The following is a 22,744-nucleotide window of genomic DNA, read 5'->3' on the forward strand; positions in this document are numbered from 1 at the left end:
TTACTGTTTTGCTTAAAACAATGGTCAGATTTGAGTTTATTTTGCCTGCCATAAAAATTAGGTTGAGTAATGTATTAAGTCAGCTTTCATAAATCACCCTGTCAATCCGTTTAGCATAGATGTTATTCTAATGCTATTCAAAGCCTAGTACCTCAGGTATGCCCGTAGTCTAAAAGATGAATTTCTTCTTTCATCACTTTTTTATCTTTTCCAAAAATGGAGATGATCCATTGAACTGGTTTACTGCCCGCTATGGAAAACAGCCGATTTAAGACAGCGACGCCAAATGCCGACTGAGGATAAACCAGTTGAGGTATGCCTGGTGGGAGTTTCTGACATTTCTCCACATAGGGACGCATTTTAATCTCGTAGGCGGCAAATCCCTGCTGATACGTCTCGGCCAGGGCCAGTTCCCCAGCTAGAATATAGGCCCCGGCCATGGCCAGATCAGTACCTTTCCCAGCTATTGGGGTTGCGCAATAGGCTGCATCCCCTATAATGGCACACCTCCCCTTACTCCACTCCGGCGCTTTAACCTGACTTACCCTTTCAAAATATAAATCTGAGGAGTGATGAATTTCCTGGATCAGGCGATCTGATTCCCAGCCACTACCACTGATGCGATCAATCAGCGCTGATTTTTGGGCTTCGAGCGACAGGCCTTTATATTGGTTCTCCTCAGCTGTGAAGGTAATCGAGGCCCTTGCCGAGCCGTGATTATCGGGACGGATCATATAGACAATTCCCCCTTTGGCATTATTCCACCTCGCCCAGTCACTATCTGTGGATGTTCTGGCAACGGTCAGGTAAGCCGTATATAAGCCCAGATAATTAAACGATGGTTCGTCTCCAAAAAGCAGTTTACGTGTTGAAGATCCTATTCCCTCTGCTGCAATCAGCAGGTCGAAATTTTCTGAGCGCCCACTTAAAAAATCAACTTCGAGCCCTTCAGCCGTTTGCCGTAACCCAGCTATCTGTTCATTGAAGCGGTATTCCACATTATCCTTTGTCTGATCATATAGTATCTGAACCAGGTCTCCCCGAAGAATTTCCAGTTCCTGGGTCATACTCAGCGCACTTTCCTTTGGAAATTCAGCCAGCGTATTGTTATCACCATCCACAAATCGCAACCCCGCCTCAGTGGTATTTCTTGCCCGTATGACTTCCTCGATCCCCATCTTACGTGAAATCTCTTGTGCAGGCCCCTTGACATCTAAATTTTGTCCTCCCAGTCTAAGTTCAGTTGCCCTTTCTGCCATGACAACCTGAAAGCCATAATGGTTAAGCCAATAGGCTAAGGTTGGACCGGCAATACTGGCGCCGGTAATTAATATTTTTTTGTTTTTCATAAAATTTGTATGTGATGGCTAATCGAATTCGGTATCCGGGATGAGCTGATGTCTATGGTTCTTTTCCATACCGTGTTTCACCTTCCTGAACGCAGCGGGAGATTGTCCCACAACCTTGGTAAATAACCGGATAAAATACTTATGATCGGTATATCCCAAATGGAAAGCAATCTCTTTTCCGGTTTTGCCGGTATAAAGCAATTGACGCTGGGCCTCTCCCATAATCTCCTGTTGTAAAAGGTATGTGGCAGAATACCCGGTTATTGCCTTAACGGTATCATTGAGATGGGATATGGAAATATTAAGCATTGCAGCGTAAGCCGAAGGTTTCTTGAGGCTTTTAAAATTCAGTTTGACCATGTCTTTAAACTGCTGGACAATCTGACTGGATCTTGCGGAAGCATTTTCCATTGCCGATTCCAATGACAGGCGCATATTGGTCAGCTGATAAAACAGCGCATTGATTAATGCATGCATCATACTGAGTTGGAAAGGACCTGTCTTTTTCTGGCACGAGCCCTGAAAAATCGCTTGTAAAAGCTGATCACAAAACAACACTTCGCCAACAGTCCGATCGAAATACAGGATCTCTTCGGAAGATTGCTCCAACACGCCCCTTGTTTTCGGATCTAAACTCTTGCCATCCACAAACATGACCCAGCCCGAGAGTTCATTTGCATGAAGGCTTTGATGAATCTGGCCGGGCTGAACAACCAGGAGGGATAAACCCACCATCTGAATCACCTGGTTTTCCACCAACATCCTCAAATCACCTGACCGCAGCAAAAACACCCCATAGCAATCATGCCGATGTGGCCGAAGGGTTTTCTCCCTATCATCATGATCAGAAAACGAGGCAAGCATGGGCGATATCACCAGACCATGCTCGCCCGATCGCAACTCAAATAAATCTACTTTCTTTTTAACCATCAAAAAATGCACGATTACAGATCAAAGGTAGCGCTATATATTGGTCCTTTTATCCGACACAAACCGGAAAATGGTGGACAATTGGCGGGGTTAGTTTCTGCATTAAATATTAGTTTATACTATTCTATTTCCAATTATTTCAACTCTAACCGGGCAGGATCAAGCCTTCCACAGCTATACCAAGGCTAAGGATACAGCAAACAAAATGATGAAAATCATAGATAGCAAGTATCGCTGCTTTCTTGAGGACACATCAAAATCCATGAAGCGTGCTTATCTGACACCCACATCAGTAATAAAATTCATTGGCAGGACAACACTTAAAATCGGCACTGCCTTATTCAGCATCGCCTGTTGTCTGGTATAATGATACGTGCTGAAGGCCACAACAAGAAATACAGATGTAAATAGCGGATGGGTAAGCCATGAAGCAGGGATGCTGCCCGGAAGGTCAGTGGTCATATGAGCCGTAAAATTATCTTATTTGCTAACTATCCATTGGATGTAAGCTTATATGAGAATCAGCTATTTCTTCTTCCAGAAAATATTCGCTCAGCATCATTTTCAACCTATCGGTATACTGCAAATGCCTGCATATGGAATGTAAAGGGATACAGATGTGTATAAAGTCTAGAAAAGAAACTTGCCAGTGGTGATAAAGCTGATCGAAAGATCAGAATAGATAGTTTAGCCAGAAGCAGGACATCACCATAAAGTGAAATGAGGGAACACTGTTGCTAGCCAATTTAATCAATTATTTAGCTTTTCGTAACAGGATATAGAACCACAGGAAGCCTCCAAAATCAAGTGATTTTTAAAGCTTCCCTGGTACATGCTGTTAACAAACCTAAACCGGCCTGGCCTATGTTCAAACCAATGCCGCTGAGCGAAATCTTTCTACCACTTGAACTTACGCTCGCTGGTTTAGGGATATACAGATTAATTTATCCTGCTTGAAAATTCGTTGATTGGCAAACGAACTTTTGGCATCGAAGCGAGATAATCGTTTGCAGCATCTCTATAACCGAGAGCAATAATGACCGAAGCATGAAGATTTTTCTCTGATAATCCCAATACCTTATTAAATAATTCCGGATCAAAGCCTTCCATAGGCGTAGCGTCTACTTTAAGTTCAGCAGCAGCGATTAAAGCAGTTCCTAATCCAATATAGGCCTGTTTGGCCGACCAAACCGCGTGTTGCTCGGGAGTTTGAGTCGCAAAAAAAGAAGTCACGGCATCCTTTAAAGAATTTAGGGTTGCGGCTTCCAAAGCGCGTTGCTCTTCCATCATTGCCACGTAATCTGCAATGTATTCACTAGATATGTTTTTAAATCCTGCAAAAACAAGCAGATGGGAAGAATCCAGGATTTGGCTGTTGAAAGACCCCAGCGATAATTTTTCCCGTACTTCAGGATTGGTTACCACAATTAGACGATAAGGCTGTATCCCGCAGGAAGAAGCACTAAGGTTGACGGATTCAATGATTTGGTCAATCTTGTTTTCACTAACCCGTTCATCTGTGTATTTCTTAACAGCATAACGCCATTGCAAATTTTTGATCAATTCCATATTTATATTATTATAATGCAAAGCTATGATTGTTATGTGTACATTTGTCACTAACTGACAAATAGTTATAGTGACAAATGGGTAACCACCTCAAAGCATGGAGCGAAAATTCGAACCGATAAAGGATTGCAGTCAGAAGATACTAGCCATCAGCGATACCATGGATATTTTAAATGGGAAATGGAAAATGTCCATTATCGCTTGTTTGTGTTATAAGCCGATGCGCTATTCCGAATTGCTCAAAGAAGTCCGGGGCATTTCCGGTAAAGTGCTCAGTCGAGAATTGAAAGATCTGGAAGTCAATGAACTCATTGAGCGTATCGTATTAAGCACGGCGCCTGTTGCCGTGGAATACCGAATCACAGATTACGGTAATTCACTTAGAGATCTCACCAATACCATAGCTGACTGGGGATTGATACATAGACAGCGCATCATTTCCGGCTTAAGAGAAATAACAACTACTCAGCCATAATTATGGATAATATTTGAGAACATCCACTCCTTTTTGTCCCTCCAAAATTCCCCTAAATCATAAGTACCATAAGAGCCTGGTGATCTTAAAAATGCCAGGAGTTTCATGCTGGCAGAGGGTGATCGGCATAGGATGCGAGAAAAAGCCTCCAATGCCGATCGGTATCTTTACTCACCTCCCGGCTTTCTGTCAAGCAGAACAGCGATTTCCACATCTAGTTTTTTCTGAAGGACCTCACCCTCAAATCCAATGGTTCTGAACTGCATTTTTCCGTGCTGATCTAAAACAACGATGGTAGGAATTACCGTAAACCCAACTTTTTCCCCTATATTCTTATCGTTATTGAAATAAATCGGAAACTGATATTGGGGGTTCTGTTTTGCCCATTTTTTAGCATCTTCAAGTGTATTGTTAGAACCACTGTTAACCACCATAAATATGACATCCTTATTGTTGCGGTATTTCTCAAAAACCTGATAAAAATAAGGCATTTCCTGCATACAGGGCACGCACCAGGTTGCCCAGAAATCCAGGATAACAACCTTTCCCTTCATCATGTCCTGGGAAACCGGCCGTCCTTCGAGGTCTACCAGGCCCGATAATTCCGGCCCAGGCTTATCCATCATCATTAATCTGGTTTTAGCCGTTAGCCGGGCAATTTCCAAAGCTTCCAGCTCTGCTACCCTTGATTGGAAACTGGCTTCTGAATGATTGTATTTTAAAAAATTGGTTTTTGCGCTTTTCAGTACGGCTGAATCTGTGGGATTTTTGATCAGCAGCTTCCAGAGGATATCAAAAGCCTTCTGATTGTCACCTAGCCTTGCAAAAACTTCCGCACTGTTGATCATCCCCTCTCTTCCATCCGAAAGCTTTACCGCCCGGTCCGCCAGGAGTCTTGCGGAATCGATCCGGTGCAGTTCAATATAATTAAGCGCTTTAATAGAAAGCAGCGCGGACCTTGCTTCAGCTACCGTCTGGTGTCTTATGCTATCGGGAACATAGGAAGGAATATAGCCGAACTCAGGAAAATACCGGATAATCCCTACCGGCCAGCTTCCGGAAATTTTTAACGATCTCTCCGCATAGACAATAGCCTCGGATGGGGAGATTTTATATTCGGTCAGCCTGGCAGCAATATCCTTAAGTGTCTGCGGTGTGTAGGGGCTGACCTTTACGTTCAGTCTTGAAGCATGAAACAATGCCTTGGCAGAATCTTTGACCGAAGCATAATAATCAAAGAGCATTTTATGGATACTTTCAGATCCTTCTTCACCAAGCCTGTCGCTTTTCTTTAACATCGCTTCCAGTTTTGCAATTTTAGCGATAGTATCCTGCTCTTTGGCGATAACTGCGGTACGCAGGTCTTTCGAGATATCTGCATCGGGAAAGCGTTGCATAATTACTTTGCGCAGGGAGTCGAGCCTGCTTTTTTCACCGATCATGAGGTAGCCCATCGTAACCAGGTTCACATTTCCCGGCAGCGTAGGATTTTCTTCAAATTTCGCTGCAATGATTTTCCTGGCCTGCTCCCTTAACTGCATTTTTTCTACGGGGCTTTTGGCCATGATCATCCTGGTATTGAGCTGTGCTACCTTCGCTTCATAATGATCAGGGTAGTTTCTTAGTTCTTCGTCAAGGAGAAATAGCTTTCTGCCCTGAAGATCAGCAGATTTTGGCATTTGGGCAGAAAGGCTATAAGATTCGTGTAGAAAGCTGCTTTTTACTCTTTTTGCTCCATCAAATACGCGCAACGCATAATGTTGATCTGCAGCAGGTTTCTCCACCTGCTCTCCGCTCTGAAGATAAAAAGCTGCAAAGGTTGCAAACCTGCCCGCTACAAATGATGCTGTCCATATTTTGCCCTTTTTGACCATTGGCATTTTCCAGGGCAGGTCGTAAAAAGTAGAATAAGAAAAAACGATCGTTACCGATGTGGCATCAGGTGTTATTTTAGCATAGGCAGCTGTAGGGTCATAACTGATGGTAACGGTATCCCCTCTCCTTATTTTTTCGGGCTTGATGGTTACGCCTTGTCCCCGTGCCTGCATCACGGCAAGCACGAGGAGCATAAAACTGTATATTATCTTTTTCATAGGAAACTAATTAATTATAACCTGGATTCTGAACCATATTTGGATTGGTACGCATAGCCTCAACCGGGATAGGGAAAAGTACAGCGGTGGGTTTCCATGACGGTTTGCTCAGTGGAAGAATATCATCTGCCCGGGATTTCAAAGGGTCTCCAGAGAGACTTTTCCATCGTTTAAGGTCGAACCAGCGGTGTCCCCATTCTGAAAACAGTTCTGCCCTTCTTTCCTGTTCAACCTGCGCCATGGCGACTGCAGGACTTGTTGCAACAGCGAGCGGTATTAATCCCGCACGGGCACGAAGTACATTCAGGTCATCTTTGGCCTCCGAAAAACTGCCCAGTCCTACCCTGGCTTCCGCGCGGATCAGGTAGGCTTCGGCAAAACGCAGTACCATCGAATATTCGCTTACTGCAGCACCTGTTGATCCAACCCTCACTTTATATTTAAAAGGATAATAGTACGTAACAACAGGGTTTGTAGCAGTGCTATAGCTCCCAACCCAGTGACTGAACCGCTTATCGCCCGCTTCGAAACCTGTTTCCAGACCGTATACCCCTTTGGTAAGCCTGTAAAGCGGAGCAGCTGTTGAAATCAGCGTATTTCCTTCCCATGTGTTTCTTCCGCCAAGGGTATTCACAACCTGAAGCTGCCAAACCGCTTCGTTTGAATTTTTCAGAAAAGCTTTGGTCATATGCGCGGGGTCATTTGGATCTGCATTTTTTAAAATTGAATATTGTGCTGTATTTGCAATGACCTCACTGGATTCAGACGCTGCCAAAGCATTGTTCCCGGTATATAAATAGGCCCTTGACAGCAAAAGTGTAGCCGCTGTTTTATTTGGGCGTGTGCGCTCACCCGCACCAGGGTAGGCGGCTACTAGTAAATTTTTTGCCTCTTTTAAATCCTGGATAACCGCGGCATAAACTTCAGCCTTGGGGCTTCTCGCTTTACTGCTATTATTCAATACATCAGTATTGAGGATAAGCGGTACATCACCAAAGAAATTTACCAGATAGAAATGGCAGAAGGCACGCATAAACCTGGCCTCACCCAGTAACTGGTTTTTAACTGCTGGTGTAAGCGTATTGGAGGCCGTAACGCCTTCTATAACGGCGTTGGACCGATAAATAAAATTATAGGGCGATGACCACATCAACCCGACATAATTATTTCCGGAAGTCAAGGCATTGTTCTTGAACTCGTCAAAATTGGCCAGCACCGGAGCATATATAAACTCATCTGCGGCCATGGCGCAGGTAAAGCTGGTGAGCACATTGGCAAACTGGTAATTAGCGGCATTCATATCGCTGTAAATACCCACCATGGCGGCAGTCGCGGTAGCATCACTGGTAAAAACAGTTCCCGTAGCCAACTGATCTTTCGGATCTTCGATTTCTACATATTTTTTACAAGACAGACCTGTACTGATCAAGGCAAGAGATAATATATAATAGATAATTTTCATCGGAATTAATTTTAAGTTAAAATGAAACCTGTAAACCTGCGGTGTAAATACTTACCGGGGGCATTGAAAACCCTTTTGTTTCAGGGTCAAAGCCGTCGTATGAGGTAATGGTGAACAGGTTCTGTCCCTGAACATACAGGGTGATATTGTTGAATTTCCAGCTTTTGAGCAAGTCTTTGAAGTTATATCTTACAGAAACATTCTTCAGCCTGATGAATGAAGCATCGCCCCAAACCGCATTTGACAGGCGATAATTGTTCTGGTATGCCGTGTAGATCGGTTTACCGGCAGTTGAACTTGCACCCGGGATCACTGCCGGAACACCTGGCGTTGTCCATCTTTCAAGCGCGCTCAAGTCTTTGTTTCTGAGTGCAGAACCATTGGAATAACTCAGATAACCATAGTTTAACAGTGGCCCCTCCTGTTTTACAAACTGGAAGAAGAAATCAAAACTGAAGTTTTTATAGGTGAAACTGTTCTGTATGCCGCCATAAAATTCAGGCATCGTATTTCCGATCACGATAAGATCAGCCGGATCGGTAATGGCTTTATCTCCGTTAAGATCCCTGAACTCAGGTACACCGCTTTGCGGGTTTATGCCCAGAAAATCAAAACCCATTACGATCGATAAAGGCTGGCCGATGACGTATTTGGCGGCATTTGCTGAATTTTTCAGGTCTGGGTATGCCAGTAGTTTGGTTTTGGCTAAGGAAAGGTTGAAGGAAGTATTCCACGAAAAAGCTTTGCCTCTGATGTTGATCGAACTCAGCTCGAATTCCCAGCCTTTATTCTCTACCAAGGCAGGTAAATTGGCCTGGTAACTGGTAAATCCAGATTGCGAGGAAAGCGTGCTTCCGATCAACTGGTTATCTGAACGGTTGCGATAGAAATTGGTCGTCAATAGTAACCTTTCATTAAAAAAACCAAGGTCTAAACCGGCTTCCAGCTTCCGGTTTACTTCCCAACTGTAATCCGGGTTTGGGAAACGGCTGGGTGATATTCCCCCTATGCCGCCATACGGGTAAGAGGTAGGCGTCCAGCTGTCCAAAAACTGATAATCACCGATCTGGTCATTCCCTACCGTACCAAAACTTCCCCTTAGTTTACCAAAACTCAGGAAAGGAAGATTTTCTTTTACAAAAGTCTCATTGCTAAACAACCAGGCTGCACCCACGGCACCAAAATTTCCGAAACGGTTATTGGGACCAAACTTGGAAGACCCGTCCCTGCGGAAGGTACCGTTTACGATATATTTTTCGTCCCAGTTATAGGTAAGCCTTCCAAAAACTGATGTATAACGGTATTTGGTATAGCTATAACTTCTTGGTGTGATCAGTGTAGCTGCCTTAATGTTATCCAATTGCAGATCGCTGATATAACCGCTTCCGGTTACACCTTGTCCTTCTCTCAGGCTGTGTTGCCAGGTTCCACCCACTAAAGCGGAAAGACTGCCTTTGCCCAATTTAATATGATAGTTGAGCTGAGGCTCAACGATGTATGAATTTAGGTTACCAGTTCCATAGTTCGCGCTGCTCCCGGTGTAATTGACCGGGTTAAAGCCCAGTTTTGGAAGCGTTTGGGTCTGTTTCATATCCATCCTGTTAAAACCGGCGCTTACTTTAGCGGTAAGGCCCTTTAAAAATTGATAGCTCAAAGTGGTATTGCCGAAAATATTGGTGGTGTTACTGACATTTGTACGTTCAAAGTATGCCATCGGATTTTGTTCATTTCCCACCCAATAGTAATTACCATTGGGATCATAGATCGGGAAATTTGGCGACAGATTAAAAAAGCTGGTTACATCACTCTGTAAGGTATTATTTTCATCGAGTGTATATTTCAAAGAACTGGTAAACTGAAATTTTTGATCAAGGGAACTATGGTTCAGCGACATGTTCAATGCCCCTCTTTTATAGCCCAGATTACCTGGCAAGACGATTTTCTCGTCCCGGTAGGTTCCGCTGATCAGGTATTTAGTCTGCGCTGTACCGCCACTAAGCCCCAACTGAAGTTCAGAAAGATTGGCTGAATTACCGATTAATAGATCCTGCCAGTTCTGATCAAGATTCTGGTCCCATAATAACAGATCAGGCGCCTGTGCATCTGTTGGGGTCACCGCGTCCTTGGTATAAGCCTCACGCCTCATGGCCAGGTATTGAGTACCGTCAAGCATTTTCACCCGTTTACTGACCGTGGAGATTCCTGAATATACATTCGCTGTAAACTCCGGCTTGCCAGACTTCCCTGTTTTAGTGGTAATCAAAATCACGCCGTTTGCTCCCCTGGAACCGTATATTGCCGTCGCGTCTGCGTCTTTTAACACGTCGATCTGCTCGATATCGGCTGGGTTGATACTGGCTAAAGGACTTTGGCTCCCATTTGCGCCAGCGAACTGACTGAGGCTTTCCGAAATAAAGGGCACACCATCCACAATGTATAAGGGCGCAGTACCTCCGGTGATCGAATTTTGTCCCCGCAGGCGTACATTGTAAGCTGAACCCGGATAACCGGTAACCGAAGAAATATCCAGACCGGCAACCCTGCCCTGCAAGGCGGCAATCGGATCTCCTACAGGTTGATTGCCGATCTGTTTTTCGCTTATTGTGGTGACAGAACCCGTATTGGTTCTTCTGGTCGTGGTTCCATACCCGATTACCACAACGGCATCCAACGTTCCGCTTTGCGGATCCAGAAACACATCCATTGGCTTGCCGCTCTGTACAGGTCGCTCTATCGTAGAATAGCCTACATAACTAAAGACAAGGATATCATCTGCCGAGGCCTGGATCTTAAACGCTCCTTTGCTATCTGTTATGGCAGCAGTGGTTTTACCTTTCACCCTGATAGAAACACCAGGCATTTCAGTATCCTTTTCATCTTTTACTACACCATTAATTTCTTCCCTGGATATATTGAATGGCGTGAGGGAAACAGGTGTCTTAAAAATAACAATGCTGTTATTGAGTAGTTTATAGCTTAAACCGCTGCCCTGCAATAACGCATCAAGGGTCTGCTTAACGCTTCGCTTCCCGGCTTCAAGTGGTGGTACTTTTACACCTGAGATGACTTCTTTTTTATAAGCAAAACGAAAATCGGTCTGCTGTTCGATTTTTGCAAAAGCCTCCTGTAAACTACCTTCGGAAAAACCTAAAGATACATTCACTTCCTGCAGACTCTGGGCAAAACTGTCAACTGCATATAGGCTACTAAGTGCAAATAATGAGATAACCAATAAGATCGCATTTACTTTCATGAAAAATCTTAATTTTTGGATAATAGTGTGGTGATAAGTCAATAGGGATTGACTTGCAAAAAGTGTATTTTTATAATACATTGCAGTGGTTTTAGGTTGTTCGTGATATAATTTAAAACTATTGTAAGCCCCGGTGGCCGCCGGGGTTTACTTCATTCCGATCCTTTATCATGTCGGTGATACCTTTTTCTTCATCAAATTTTTATGGTTTGTGGTTTATTAATTTTCACACCCTTTCCCGTCAATCAAAAGTTGGTTGCCTTTGCGTTCAAAAGAAGCTCCGGTAATCGCACTAAGCACTTCTGTAACCTCGGTGATGTTATTCCTGTTTAAAAAAGCAGCGGTAAATCGGCATGTTTTTACTTTATCGCTCTTGAATAAAACCTCTATGCCGTAACGCTTTGCGATCAGTTCGGAAGCCTGCAAAAGGGTGACATCATCCATAATCAAATCCTGCGCCTTCCAGGCGGTAAACTTTTCTGTATTTACAGTCTGCTTGTGTTGATACTTCTGGCCTATTTTCCAGCTCAGTTGCTGGTTAGGGGTTAATACAGCCAAAGTTTTATTTGCCTGCTGTATCATCACCCTGCCCCTGGTAACGGTAACCGTTACCGCTTTCTGATGATCATAGGCAGAAATATTAAATGCAGTACCCAGCACAGTTGTCGTGATTTTGCCGGTATGGATGATAAAAGGATGTGCTGCATCGTGCGCCACATCGAAAAAAGCTTCCCCATATAAGGTCACCTCCCTTTTCTTCTTCCCTTTAAAATCCTGGTCATATACCAAACGGCTATCGTTGTTCAACTGCACAGAGGTTCCATCTGGTAACTTGATCCATTTATGCCCCAGTGTCTTTCCGGCAGGTTCATCTGTCCTGTTTTTGGCGGCGATAACAGGCTTACTCACTGGTTTAAGCAACAAATATGCAATTGCTGCAATCAATACCACAGACGCAGCATAACCAATCCAGTGCAATGGCTTTTTTACCTTTTTCAAAGCTGTCCGGTTTTCTATCTTTTGAAAGATTAGCTGCTGGTTAGCCAGTTCGGTTTCTTCTTCTCCGTGTTCAAATTCAGACTGAAATTCGATCAAAGCCTGTTCCCACTCTTCCTGATAGCTACCACTCTGCATCATAAAGAGTACCTGATCATTTTCCTGCTGTGATGTCAGGTTGCGTATGTAGTTTAAAAAAAGTTGCTTTGTCGATTGTTCCAAAATAGCGCTGCGTTTTATAGTATAACACTTGAAGCCTATAATACATTTACCCGGAAAGAAAATATTTTTTGTTTTTTTTTCAGCGTTCGCTGTAGAGAAGAAAAAGAAGCGCTTAAGGTTGAAGCTGTATTTAAAAAAAGAGCGACAATAGTGCGCCGTTTCTGATGAGGTATTTTTTGATCGAGCGGATGGCTTTGACCATCTGGCTGTTGATGGTTGTATCTTTTAGGCCAAGTTCTTCAGCCGCCTGCTTATAACTATAGCCAGCCCCATGGCAAAGCTCGTAGATTCTCCTGCGCTGCGGCGGTAACAGCTGTACAGCACGGGAAACAAATTCCTTTGTCTGCTTATACTGAGCGGCAGCGAGTCCATTATTCCCCTGATCCAGCACATATCGGGCGATCTCTTCTGTAATTGTGGTTTCTCTGGCAGCTTTACGGATCACATTCAAAGATAAATTTCTGGCAATGGTAAACAGATAAGACTGCAGGGGTAGTTTAGGTTCCAGCTTTGGAGCGGTCTCCCACAGTTTTACAAAGACTTCCTGGACGATATCTTCTGCGAGTGCAGGTGATTTTAAAATCTTCAGTGCAAATGTGTAAATCCTTCTTGCATGCAGTTCATAAAGACGAGCAAAAGCAGTTTGGCTGCCATTTTTCAACTTTAATACCAATTCCGCCTCTGAAGCTTTGACAACATTCATAGTCTACAAAAATAGTAGATTTCACTAATAAACATAATAGTTTGAATGCCTGTTTCAAAATTTAGAAATAACACGCTAAATCCATGTATTTTCGGCTTTATGATGCATATCTGAAATTCGATGAATACATTTCTTAAAGGCGCTCGATATTTAGACGCTTAATTAAATGCTGATTGATCTAATATAAAGAATTTAGCAGCTGCTGGCGCCGCCCAGATTTCATTTTATCCGCTAATGTTCAGAGTTCTTTGTCCATCCTCGGTAGATGCCGGCAGGAATGAACCCATCAATATTTCTCATGGCTTCTCAATTCTTGCAGATTTCTTTATGACCTTCCCGGTTGATGAACAGCGATCCTTCAGTCCTGAAACTGGGGACTACGTGCGAAACAGATATGATTGATCAACCTTTCAGTTCCATTGTATACTTGTCCATTCCTTCGCCAAATCCATTTAATATTATACCTGTTGTGACAAAGCCTCTATTGTGATAAAATTGAAACGTATGCTGTGAGGTTTCAATTTTGTATGTTTTGCCAGGATAGCGATTTTTCAATAGCGCGATTCTATAATTTGTAAAAAACTTTTCGATCCCTTTATTGTGCACCTGAGCATGTATCATTCCCCAGGATAGCCCGGCCTCACCAGTTCTATGATTTAAAAACACACCACCACAACCAATCAACTCACCATCATCGAAGACAACAAAATAAGCACCCTCGGCATAGTGATCCATAAAATTGTAGAAAAGTGCTACCTCATCCGGTGAGAAAAAAGTCGGAGCATTTGTCGTCGGAAACTGCAACGCTTTGAATGGATCAAATAATTGATTGTTATCTCGTTATATAAACTGAATTCACGAGATATTTCTACCACATGAACTGATAAAACTCGATATATCCAAAATAGCTAAGCGTAAGGAACACTGAATCAATTAATCCATGTATAATGATATTGACCCAGATATTCTGATATTTCATATACAACAACGCAAAAACGATCCCAAAGATAAAGGTCATGATCAGACCGGCAACCCCCTGATATAAATGAGGTAAACAAAACATCAATGACGATATCAGAACGATGAACCCCTTCTTCTCGCCAAACACATTCTTCAACTGGGCGAAAGCAAAAGCCCTAAATAACAGTTCCTCTCCTATTGCGGCACTGATCCACATGCTAAACAACCATTTGAAATATTGGAACGCATCCCCTTTAATATGCTCAAAAGTTGAGTAATCGGCAGGCTCATTGCAAAGCCAGTTAATTAAAGGTTGCACAAAGAAATCCACACCTAACTCCAATGTGAGATAGGAAATTAAAATAATTTTCACATCATGAAAATTAAGTTTCTTAAAATTCAATTCCTTTAAGCTTCCATTTTGCAAATAGGCAGTAATTAAAATAAATACAATGATTACGCAGAAGGTAAAAGGGAACTTCGTTAGGGGATTGTAAATCAATGAAAATGCAACGGCGAGTAGAATAAGAGAAATCCATTTATTCTGTTGTATCAGCTTCATATAAGACATTCATTTTTACAAATATAGAGAATACAACATGGATAGTACATCAACATTACCTGGACGGTTGCCATGCTACCCTAGGGAATAGCCAGAAATAATAAAGGGTAAAGTATCGTATAAAACGCACTGATACTTTCCTTAGGACCAAAAAACCGAGCCCAGGAAGAAGAACCTCAATAGAATATCACTCCACCTCGTCCATCCTCACTTCCATAGTTAGCGCTACTATACCTGACAAATCGTCTTGGCAGGCTCACTAAACATCTATTTCTTATGATTGTAAATCTGAAAGACCATTGATACTATTGTCGAATGGCGCATACGGTATTCAACATTGGTCGCAGCGGAAGAAAATCAGGGGTTCATTCTCGGTGTCAGTGGTTGCGCTCCTCTCTGATTATGGAAGCATCAGAAATGCAAACCAAATATTAGCGATTCTTTATTGCGTTCAATTAACCTGCTTTTCATTTCTCCACTTTATTTTTTTTGAAATAAAATACATCCCAATATTAACAATGCAGTTACGACAAATGAAATTGATATAGTTAAATAAAAATCATGGTTATATTTGGATAGATTGGAAACTCCATCACCGTAAGTTTCATCATTGTTATAAAAAGAATAAATAATGAAAGCTCTAATAAGAAAGCCAATCTCTAAAAAGAAAATTAAGAATAGTATTATTTTGCTTTTTTTATTTACTCTTCCCATAGCATATCTCTTATATCGAATTTTTGGAATTTCCTCCCGTTATTAACATCACTTATGTATTTATTTATTTGATGTTGCGAAAGTATGCCTGGCAATATGGAAAGTAAGGGTCTATTTAAGCCTGCTTTTTCCGAAACTAACTTCTAGTGCCTTTATTAGTATCCTGATTTGAAGAACAAGGAAACCCTGTCTCTGTGATTGCCTCTATCGAAACACGATACTTTTGAATAAGAACGAGGCCAATTGGTAAAACCAACATATGCAAAACTTCTCTTATTTGTATTTAAGGTTTTCCTCCTTTTTTTCCTTTATATTTCCTACCTTTTGAATGCCAATCTATTGTTAGGATCAGCATGACTTTTTGCTTAAATTAGTATAAGTAACTTAAGGAAAACTTAAGGATTTTAACCTATTGGTTGGTGTCTCACCAACCAGCCTAAGTTTTATCTCTTCAATCTGTTGATATCAATTGAATTTATTGGCATGAGTTTTTCGGTTAGTGAGACACCAATCGATAGATGGGTTTTTCACATGCGGCACGTGTTCACTAGCGAGGTCTAATGCAAATTTGGTAGGCCTCAAATAAAGATTATCATTATGCTTTTTTTGGCGGAAACTCAATTCCTGCATCTTGAATTAGATCATAACCGTATTTCATAATTGTTTCGATGATAGGGATAGCCTTCATTCCTTTTTTTGTTAGGCTATATTCAACTTTCGGCGGTATTACCGGGAATATTTCCTTATTGATTAATCCTTTGCTTTCTAACTCCCTTAGTTGGCTTGTTAGCATTTTGTCGGTCATATGAGGTATATCCTTTTTAAGTTCATTAAAGCGCTGCGCTTTTTCTTGTAAACGCCATAGAATGGGCATCTTCCAAGTTCCACCGAGATGACTAAGAGCAAATTCTATTGGTGTATAATATAGTCGTTTGTCGTGAAAAAATTCAGGCATCGTTAGGGTTTAAAGTAGCACACAAACCTTATCAAATAATACTGATAGTATTTTGAAACAACACAGCCAATCATTAAGCAGAAATAGAGCAACCAATAAGTGTTGAATGCTATGCTATATTTTTTGCCATATCCTCGATTAAATGCAAATCAGATAGGAAATGGTTCGAGAAATGCACAGTTGGTCCACAAACCTTTCAGTAGTACTGGAGGGTATTTTGTATGCGAAAAGTTTCTCTGTAAACAATTTTTAGGCTAATGCTAACCTACTGGATGGTGTCTCACCAACCAGCCTAACTCTTATCTATTCATACCAATTTAATTATACCACACTACTGTTAATTTCAAGCTTATACCCTTTTCCCCGTATTACAACAATTTTGATATTTGGATCAACTTCCAGTTTTTTTCTAAGTTTTGATATGAACATATCCAAGCTACGGCCTACAATCACACCTTCATCTTCCCAGATCTCTTTTTGCAGTCGGCTTCTCTCTATGGTCTCGTTGGGAGACAATGCGAAAATGATCAGAACACGAGCTTCCGTTCCGGTCAAATCTATTGTCTTTTCATTTATGATGAGCTTCCGATTCTTCGAATCAAATAACACTTCGCCTAAAGTGAACATATTAGCATGTTGCACATCAGGTAAAATCCTTCTAGGCTTAACAGATCTCATAAAAATAAAACCAACAAGCGCCAGAAATGGCAGACTGCCGAAAAGATATCCATTCTTTGATATATTAATTCCGGTCGGTTTGAATTTAATGTTAATCATGTAACAAGCTCTGGGTTGCACTCTTCCTACGCAAGCAATAATATCATCTTTTTTATTTTTAGATATGGCGTATCCATAGGCTACACTTGAGTTGCCGCAGTTCAGCACGTTAACCACATATTCACTTGCCAAAGGGTCGTTGGCCAACAAACGCTGGGTAGTATTTACCAGAGAATCCGATCGAAAAGTAAGTTCATTCTCAAACCCGAATTGGTATTCATTTTCTGCAATCTTTTTTACCGGAAGTACTCTTGATGTACTGTCGCCCGATTGTAGAAGTAATTCATGTCCGATTCTACGGAGCAAAACCTCCCTCCTCGCAAAATCAAAATTATCGCTGCCAGTCATACTAAAAGCCGCACAGATTAAAGAGATAAAGGAAAGTGATATCAATCCGAACAAGTATTTGTGCTTTCTGGAGAGAGAGTTAAGGCTAAGATGCATATGGTCAAGTTTTTATTTACAAAGTTTACATTTTTATTTACAATCCTGATTCTTCTGACGGAAAGATATCAAAGTAATTTCGGTGAATCAATTAAATAGTATCTGAAACCATCAGGAGCAAACAATAATAAATATTGCTCATGATAGATTCATCACCGTTAAAAAATCATATACAGATGAAAAACAAAAGAAACGTTTTTTACAGCCTGCTCATCATAATGGTAGGCGTAACTTATTTCCCCTTACTGGCACAGCAAAAAAGTAGTGTTCAAAATGTAATTGAAACCAAAAATGTAACCACTTCTTACGGCCCCAATAGCATTGTCCGTACTATTAAGCAAGACAGGCATGGAAATATCTGGCTTGCTTCAGGTGAAGGTATTATTCGTTATGACGGAAAGGTTTTCACCAATATGACCAGTAAAGAGAATTCGGTTCGCTTTTTTTCAGTTTTAGAAGATAGAAAAGGAAATTTTTGGTTTGCTTCTATTGGTTCTGGAGTTTATTACTATGATGGAAAATCTTTTCGGAATTTCACAACCAAAGACGGCCTTGCGAATGATCGGGTGACTAATATTTATGAAGATAACTCTGGTTATATTTGGTTTGGCACTGAAGGCGGAGCAAGCCTTTACGATGGGAAATCCTTTCAAAATTTTAAAATGAACGAAGTCCCTCCTGTTAATGAGGCTGATTCTGTCTATACAGGACCTGAACCTGTTCATACTGAAGCTGACTCTGTCCATATTTCATTTTATCAACATCCGCTTCCTAAAAATAATTGGATGCATAATGATGTTAATGCGATCAGCGAAGATAAAACAGGAAAATTTTGGTTTGGAACAAGGGGCTATGCCACCGTTTATGATGGAAAGACATTTACCACGATCATCAATAATAACGGCAAACCTTTCACAAACGTTCGTTCGATCATTAAAGATAAAAAAGGCAATATCTGGCTTGGTGGCGCTGATGGACTTTGGCGCTATAACGGCAAAACATTTACCAACTTTACTCAAAAGTTTGTGGGTTACATCTACGAAGACAAAAAGGGCAATATCTGGACGAGTTCAGAAAGTGTTAAGAACCAAAATTGGGTACTTTCTCGTTATGATGAAAAGTCCTTGTTAGATAATAAGTCCATTGTAACTGAAATAAAGGTGAATGATAATATGCTCTGTGGGATTTTAGCAGCTAACGATGGTAGCATTTGGTTTGGTGGTTTGAAAGGCGTGTATCGTTATGATGCCAACCTACCTGAGGGACAACACAAAACCATCACAGACTTTAAAAAGTAATTAAGGATAAATAATGTGCATAGCAACCAGGTGTTTAACAAACCGGAGTGATAAATTCTAATCAGGTATAAATAAATACTATAAAACTGCACACTCATGTAGTGTGCAGTTTTAAATCGTTAAGTAATTTATTTACATTAATAATTGCAAAATATAATTGTCTCTTCTAATTGATTTGTAGTTAAATTTCTTCTTTGTTTTCACACACAGCATACATGCGCTAGCGCGGGGACAAAAAAGATATGCTGATAAATATTTTCAGTGTAGCATTTTAATAGCACTAATCGTTATGGAATTACTTCTAAATCAAAAATATAATTTATGAATTATAGAATGAAAACAGCAAAACTATTAAGCATTGTATTAATTATAATACTTTTATTTAATTGTAAAAAAAGCACTGTTAAAAAATATTCCTACGAATTTACAAATGCATATTGCGCTCAAATTACTGTAGGTGGCTTTGTAGGGATTAAAGAAAAATGTTTTTCAGTAGGTGAAATTATTGAAGGTACGCTCAAAAAAAATGGAATGGTTTCGGTAAGGATAGCAGAACATTCACAGAAAAATGAAGAGCCTGCAAATTCCTCCAGTTACCAGGAATTTTTAGATATCCCAATCGCAAATTTAAAACTAATCGGAAGATGAATCGTGCAACGCTTAACGCACGTATAATTTGTTTGTGCAGGTTTATTCAATAACTAATTTACAGGGATTGATTTAACAAAGCATAATCCTTCTTCATTATAAATTTGTAAATATAATACTCGTCTAACCGCAGACTGAGGTGAATTAAGCCCCCTATCCGCCTGTCATTACCTTTCCCCTGAAAGGGAAAGGACGATGAAAAAAATATTTATCGAAGCGATCGTAATTCCCATCTTTCAGGGTGCCGCATGCAGGGAGGACTGGTTAATTTGCTTCCGTCAGACCTTCCACACTTTTTTTCCATACTACGAGAAGGAGATTGCTTCGTACCTCGAAAGGACGACCGTTCTGCCTTTAAATAAGATGGTTTTAATACAAATACCAGGTAGTCATTTTTTAATCAAATTGATCTATTCGCATTAATTCAATTAGCCTTATTTAATCACTATATCACGTATCAAGTTAATTGCTCTACTCCACTTTTTATAGATTTCTATAGGTTTGGGGTATGCTGGAATATCATACTCCCAAGGAATTAACGTCTCTATATCATTCCTTTTCGAAAGCTCAGGAACCCACTTGCGGATAAAATCTTGCGTCTTATATTTATTAGATTGATGAACAGGGTTTGTATACCAAATCTCAAATGCCTGCATATGCCAGTTCATCCAATTTGAGCTAACATCATAATCAATTAATTTAGCTTCGAAATAAGACGCACCCCATGTCCAATCTACCTTTAAATCATGTACTAGATAACTTGCACAGTTTACTCGGCCACGATTACTCATGTATCCTGTTTGGTTCAACTGCCGCATGTGCGCATCAATTAAAGGAATACCTGTAGTACCCATACACCATTTCTCAAACTTCACCGGATCATTTTCCCAGTCTACTTCCTTATTTTTATAGCCATTTGTTTTAAAGATCGCATCACCAAAACGCATCCCCTTAAATGTAAAATAATCCCTCCATACCAGTTCAAAAATCAGCCACCAGGTACTTTGATTTTTTTTAATTTTTGCTTCATAATTTTTTACTTTTTCATAGATCTCCCTTGCCGAAATACAGCCCAATGCCAGATATGGTGAGAATTTTGAACTATAGTCTAACCCGTCTGATTTATTTCTGCTCCATCTATAACCCGTTAAAAGCTCAGATTTGAAGGTATAATATTCCAATCTTTCCAAGGCCGCGGTTTCTCCCCCTTCAATAAATGGTTTCGCTTTCTCATATTCATTTTTCGCAAACCCATAAACACTGTAAGACGGAAATTTTTTAGTTTTAATATTTTTAATGGCATTTAGTTTAGCTGGCCGGCTAAAAGTTTTTAGAGGCTCGGCATGAGTTGCAACAGGAATTCGATAGGCTTTGCTCGTTAGCGGGATCTTTGCAATCTTAAAAGGAATATCATCTTCATGATAAAGTGTTTTGCCCCAGAAAAAATGAAACTTCGTATCCGAAAGTGCATTGATAACCTGATCAACTAAATTAATTTCATAACTGGCATATTCTTTTTCCGCATAAATATCGGTTATACCGTATTTCTCAACCAGTACAGGCAAGGTTTCTAATGCCGAAAATTCGCCGATAATTAAATGCCCACCAATCATTTCCAGGTTAGTTCTCAAATCAAGAACACACTGCTGCATAAACTTAAATCTGATCACATCTGCTCTTCGAAATCCAAGCTCCAGTTTCTCAAAATCTTTCTTTTCAATACAATAGCAAAAAATTAGCTCACTACATTCTTCTTGCGCCCTGTATAAGGCCTCATTATCATGCAGTCTCAAATCATTCTTAAACCAAACTAAACCACGTTTCGCCATTTGCTACAATATTTAAAGGCTTACAGATAGTAACCTCATTAGCAAACACTAATCTATTATAATCTGCCGCGAGAATACCAAATGTTTCAAACTAACACCTCTATGGCAAAAAGGTTCGATATAATTGAATTCAATATAGCTCATTCCATCAATTGGATAGCCTACTCTAGCGCAAATATGCCGTGTGTGTAGATTTATATAAATAACTGTAACGAAATGATGTGGATTAATTCAGTAGCGTATAATCCTTCTTTATTATTGATTGGTAATTATAATACTCTTTCATGGGATGTGTTCGTATTTCCAAACGTAAGCTAATAGAGGAATTTCATTTTTGCCTCTTCACTTACTGGCGTAAAAAAGTTTATCAAATTCCCGTCTGGATCACGAAATAATAATGAACGGTTACCCCAAGGCATGGTTGTAGGCTTTTGAACAATTTCGCTTGTTAAATCTTTAATTCGCTCATAATCATCATCCACATTTTTAACAAGGAACTCTATGATAATACTTTTGTTAGTCACAGGTTCGGCAACGCCTTCTCCGAAGAAAGCCAATGTTCTTGTACTTCCAATTGCCAAAGTAAAAGATTCAGATATAACCTCTGCAAAGTCATCTGTTGCCCATTTGGCTATTGTGCCTGTTGCATGCTCAAAAAACTGAACCAATCGTTTGATGTCAGCGGTAATAATTCTTACTGATACTAAATTTGCTTTATCCATTTTTCTTTTGTCTTTAAATTAATAATAGCACAAAAGTAGAATGGCATTATGACAACTGTATGTCAGGTATAGTAAAGTTTTTTTCTTTGGTGTCCAAAAAATCTTTTAAGGTGAGTTCATGTGGTTCAAACGAAATTTCAAGTGGTTCTATTTTTAAAATTCTATCTAATCTAAACATACGGTAATCATTTCTTAGCTGGCAAAAAGCAATAACCAACCAATGCTCTTGTAAATTGTAGTAGAAGGCAAATGGCTCTATGTTGCGGATAGTTTTATCATTATTTGGTGCTGATTGGTAGGTGATTTTCAAAACCTTAAAGTCTGTCAGCGCATTTTGTATTAAGGTTAATGAATTACTCGTATTTCTGTTTGGGATTACAGGACTAATGGCAATTCTTTTAAAAAGTAATTCAGCCTTGTTTTTTGTTGAATACAATAAAACAGCCTTTATTTTGTTGATCGCCTCCGTATATTCTTCTATCAAAGAACTATCACTATTTTTTTGCACCAATTGTTCTATCGTTATTAAAGCATTTGCTTCACTTTCGGTAAACATTACGGGCGGAATGTTATACCCTTCCATTAAGGCATATCCTTTTCTTTCTTCAGCAATTATTGGCACACCGGCTTGTTCCAATGCTTTAATATCTCTATAAATTGTTCGAACACTTACATTAAACTTTTTAGCAAGGGTTAATGATGTAACAATCCGCTTTGTTTGTAGAATGGTTAGTATAGCAGTAAGTCTAGAAAGCCTTTTTATATCATTGCTGTCCATTTTTA

General features: G+C 40.3%; 19 protein-coding genes. 4 read left to right on the forward strand and 15 right to left on the reverse strand.

Features of this window, described 5'->3' with window-relative positions:
- Positions 1-152: 152 nt before the first annotated feature.
- Together AN34_RS09200 and AN34_RS09205 are read right to left on the reverse strand one after the other, a co-directional pair.
- Positions 153-1,349 (reverse strand): FAD-dependent monooxygenase, encoded by a 1,197-nt coding sequence (locus tag AN34_RS09200; protein WP_029284551.1) that lies wholly within the window; start codon positions 1,347-1,349, stop codon positions 153-155.
- An 18-nt stretch (positions 1,350-1,367) separates the two neighbouring features.
- Positions 1,368-2,279, reverse strand: coding sequence for an AraC family transcriptional regulator (locus AN34_RS09205; RefSeq protein WP_029284553.1), 912 nt, complete (start codon positions 2,277-2,279; stop codon positions 1,368-1,370).
- 6 nt (positions 2,280-2,285) lie between these two features.
- On the opposite strand from AN34_RS09205, the gene AN34_RS21595 reads away from it, so the two are divergent.
- Complete coding sequence (locus tag AN34_RS21595) at positions 2,286-2,468, forward strand: hypothetical protein (protein ID WP_029284555.1); 183 nt, start codon at positions 2,286-2,288, stop codon at positions 2,466-2,468.
- A 750-nt stretch (positions 2,469-3,218) separates the two neighbouring features.
- Here the strand turns inward: AN34_RS21595 and AN34_RS09215 are convergent.
- Complete coding sequence (locus tag AN34_RS09215) at positions 3,219-3,848, reverse strand: NAD(P)H-dependent oxidoreductase (RefSeq protein ID WP_029284559.1); 630 nt, start codon at positions 3,846-3,848, stop codon at positions 3,219-3,221.
- Positions 3,849-3,945: 97 nt separating this feature from the next.
- On the opposite strand from AN34_RS09215, the gene AN34_RS09220 reads away from it, so the two are divergent.
- Entirely contained in the window at positions 3,946-4,323 is a 378-nt protein-coding gene (locus tag AN34_RS09220; RefSeq protein WP_029284561.1) for a helix-turn-helix domain-containing protein, read from the forward strand.
- Positions 4,324-4,490: 167 nt separating this feature from the next.
- Here the strand turns inward: AN34_RS09220 and AN34_RS09225 are convergent, their stop codons facing one another.
- The 9 genes from AN34_RS09225 to AN34_RS09265 form a co-directional block, all read right to left on the reverse strand.
- Positions 4,491-6,416: a TlpA disulfide reductase family protein gene (locus AN34_RS09225; protein ID WP_029284563.1), complete on the reverse strand. Its 1,926-nt coding sequence runs from the start codon at positions 6,414-6,416 to the stop codon at positions 4,491-4,493.
- 10 nt (positions 6,417-6,426) lie between these two features.
- A complete protein-coding gene (locus AN34_RS09230; protein WP_029284565.1) occupies positions 6,427-7,878 on the reverse strand; it encodes a RagB/SusD family nutrient uptake outer membrane protein in 1,452 nt (483 codons plus the stop codon).
- 16 nt (positions 7,879-7,894) lie between these two features.
- Positions 7,895-11,131: a TonB-dependent receptor gene (locus AN34_RS09235; protein ID WP_036676914.1), complete on the reverse strand. Its 3,237-nt coding sequence runs from the start codon at positions 11,129-11,131 to the stop codon at positions 7,895-7,897.
- A gap of 219 nt (positions 11,132-11,350) precedes the next feature.
- On the reverse strand, positions 11,351-12,349 hold the full coding sequence (locus AN34_RS09240) for a FecR family protein (protein ID WP_029284569.1): 999 nt from the start codon (positions 12,347-12,349) through the stop codon (positions 11,351-11,353).
- Positions 12,350-12,479: 130 nt separating this feature from the next.
- Positions 12,480-13,052, reverse strand: coding sequence for an RNA polymerase sigma factor (locus tag AN34_RS09245; protein ID WP_029284571.1), 573 nt, complete (start codon positions 13,050-13,052; stop codon positions 12,480-12,482).
- A gap of 402 nt (positions 13,053-13,454) precedes the next feature.
- Entirely contained in the window at positions 13,455-13,856 is a 402-nt protein-coding gene (locus AN34_RS09250) for a GNAT family N-acetyltransferase (protein ID WP_051666380.1), read from the reverse strand.
- A 64-nt stretch (positions 13,857-13,920) separates the two neighbouring features.
- Positions 13,921-14,574 (reverse strand): CPBP family intramembrane glutamic endopeptidase, encoded by a 654-nt coding sequence (locus AN34_RS09255; RefSeq protein WP_029284576.1) that lies wholly within the window; start codon positions 14,572-14,574, stop codon positions 13,921-13,923.
- A 1,309-nt stretch (positions 14,575-15,883) separates the two neighbouring features.
- Entirely contained in the window at positions 15,884-16,243 is a 360-nt protein-coding gene (locus tag AN34_RS09260; RefSeq protein WP_029284578.1) for a helix-turn-helix domain-containing protein, read from the reverse strand.
- A gap of 321 nt (positions 16,244-16,564) precedes the next feature.
- Positions 16,565-17,464 (reverse strand): winged helix-turn-helix domain-containing protein, encoded by a 900-nt coding sequence (locus AN34_RS09265; protein WP_029284580.1) that lies wholly within the window; start codon positions 17,462-17,464, stop codon positions 16,565-16,567.
- Between the two features lie 176 nt (positions 17,465-17,640).
- Between AN34_RS09265 and AN34_RS09270 the strand changes: the two genes are divergently transcribed.
- The gene (locus tag AN34_RS09270; protein ID WP_029284582.1) at positions 17,641-18,762 is read left to right on the forward strand and encodes a two-component regulator propeller domain-containing protein; all 1,122 of its coding nucleotides are present in this window, start codon (positions 17,641-17,643) and stop codon (positions 18,760-18,762) included.
- A gap of 333 nt (positions 18,763-19,095) precedes the next feature.
- Positions 19,096-19,410 carry a hypothetical protein gene (locus tag AN34_RS09275; protein ID WP_029284584.1) on the forward strand — a complete coding sequence of 105 codons (315 nt, stop codon included), beginning with the start codon at positions 19,096-19,098 and terminating at the stop codon, positions 19,408-19,410.
- 434 nt (positions 19,411-19,844) lie between these two features.
- On the opposite strand, the gene AN34_RS09280 is transcribed toward AN34_RS09275, so the two are convergent.
- The 3 genes from AN34_RS09280 to AN34_RS09290 all read right to left on the reverse strand — a co-directional run bounded on the left by AN34_RS09280 (position 19,845) and on the right by AN34_RS09290 (position 22,739).
- On the reverse strand, positions 19,845-21,239 hold the full coding sequence (locus tag AN34_RS09280) for a DASH family cryptochrome (protein ID WP_029284586.1): 1,395 nt from the start codon (positions 21,237-21,239) through the stop codon (positions 19,845-19,847).
- A 314-nt stretch (positions 21,240-21,553) separates the two neighbouring features.
- The gene (locus tag AN34_RS09285; RefSeq protein ID WP_029284590.1) at positions 21,554-21,961 is read right to left on the reverse strand and encodes a VOC family protein; all 408 of its coding nucleotides are present in this window, start codon (positions 21,959-21,961) and stop codon (positions 21,554-21,556) included.
- 46 nt (positions 21,962-22,007) lie between these two features.
- Positions 22,008-22,739, reverse strand: coding sequence for a YafY family protein (locus AN34_RS09290; RefSeq protein WP_029284592.1), 732 nt, complete (start codon positions 22,737-22,739; stop codon positions 22,008-22,010).
- Positions 22,740-22,744: the final 5 nt, after the last annotated feature.

This window comes from Pedobacter sp. R20-19 (assembly GCF_000708265.2).
Taxonomy (GTDB): domain Bacteria; phylum Bacteroidota; class Bacteroidia; order Sphingobacteriales; family Sphingobacteriaceae; genus Pedobacter.

Bases quoted from the DNA above. Each gene is read 5' to 3' on its own strand.
- AN34_RS09200 (WP_029284551.1), bottom strand. From the start codon at position 1,349: ATGAAAAACAAAAAAATATTAATTACCGGCGCCAGTATTGCCGGTCCA.
- AN34_RS09205 (WP_029284553.1), bottom strand. From the start codon at position 2,279: ATGGTTAAAAAGAAAGTAGATTTATTTGAGTTGCGATCGGGCGAGCAT.
- AN34_RS21595 (WP_029284555.1), top strand. From the start codon at position 2,286: ATGCACGATTACAGATCAAAGGTAGCGCTATATATTGGTCCTTTTATC.
- AN34_RS09215 (WP_029284559.1), bottom strand. From the start codon at position 3,848: ATGGAATTGATCAAAAATTTGCAATGGCGTTATGCTGTTAAGAAATAC.
- AN34_RS09220 (WP_029284561.1), top strand. From the start codon at position 3,946: ATGGAGCGAAAATTCGAACCGATAAAGGATTGCAGTCAGAAGATACTA.
- AN34_RS09225 (WP_029284563.1), bottom strand. From the start codon at position 6,416: ATGAAAAAGATAATATACAGTTTTATGCTCCTCGTGCTTGCCGTGATG.
- AN34_RS09230 (WP_029284565.1), bottom strand. From the start codon at position 7,878: ATGAAAATTATCTATTATATATTATCTCTTGCCTTGATCAGTACAGGT.
- AN34_RS09235 (WP_036676914.1), bottom strand. From the start codon at position 11,131: ATGAAAGTAAATGCGATCTTATTGGTTATCTCATTATTTGCACTTAGT.
- AN34_RS09245 (WP_029284571.1), bottom strand. From the start codon at position 13,052: ATGAATGTTGTCAAAGCTTCAGAGGCGGAATTGGTATTAAAGTTGAAA.
- AN34_RS09255 (WP_029284576.1), bottom strand. From the start codon at position 14,574: ATGAAGCTGATACAACAGAATAAATGGATTTCTCTTATTCTACTCGCC.
- AN34_RS09260 (WP_029284578.1), bottom strand. From the start codon at position 16,243: ATGCCTGAATTTTTTCACGACAAACGACTATATTATACACCAATAGAA.
- AN34_RS09265 (WP_029284580.1), bottom strand. From the start codon at position 17,464: ATGCATCTTAGCCTTAACTCTCTCTCCAGAAAGCACAAATACTTGTTC.
- AN34_RS09270 (WP_029284582.1), top strand. From the start codon at position 17,641: ATGAAAAACAAAAGAAACGTTTTTTACAGCCTGCTCATCATAATGGTA.
- AN34_RS09275 (WP_029284584.1), top strand. From the start codon at position 19,096: ATGAAAACAGCAAAACTATTAAGCATTGTATTAATTATAATACTTTTA.
- AN34_RS09280 (WP_029284586.1), bottom strand. From the start codon at position 21,239: ATGGCGAAACGTGGTTTAGTTTGGTTTAAGAATGATTTGAGACTGCAT.
- AN34_RS09285 (WP_029284590.1), bottom strand. From the start codon at position 21,961: ATGGATAAAGCAAATTTAGTATCAGTAAGAATTATTACCGCTGACATC.
- AN34_RS09290 (WP_029284592.1), bottom strand. From the start codon at position 22,739: ATGGACAGCAATGATATAAAAAGGCTTTCTAGACTTACTGCTATACTA.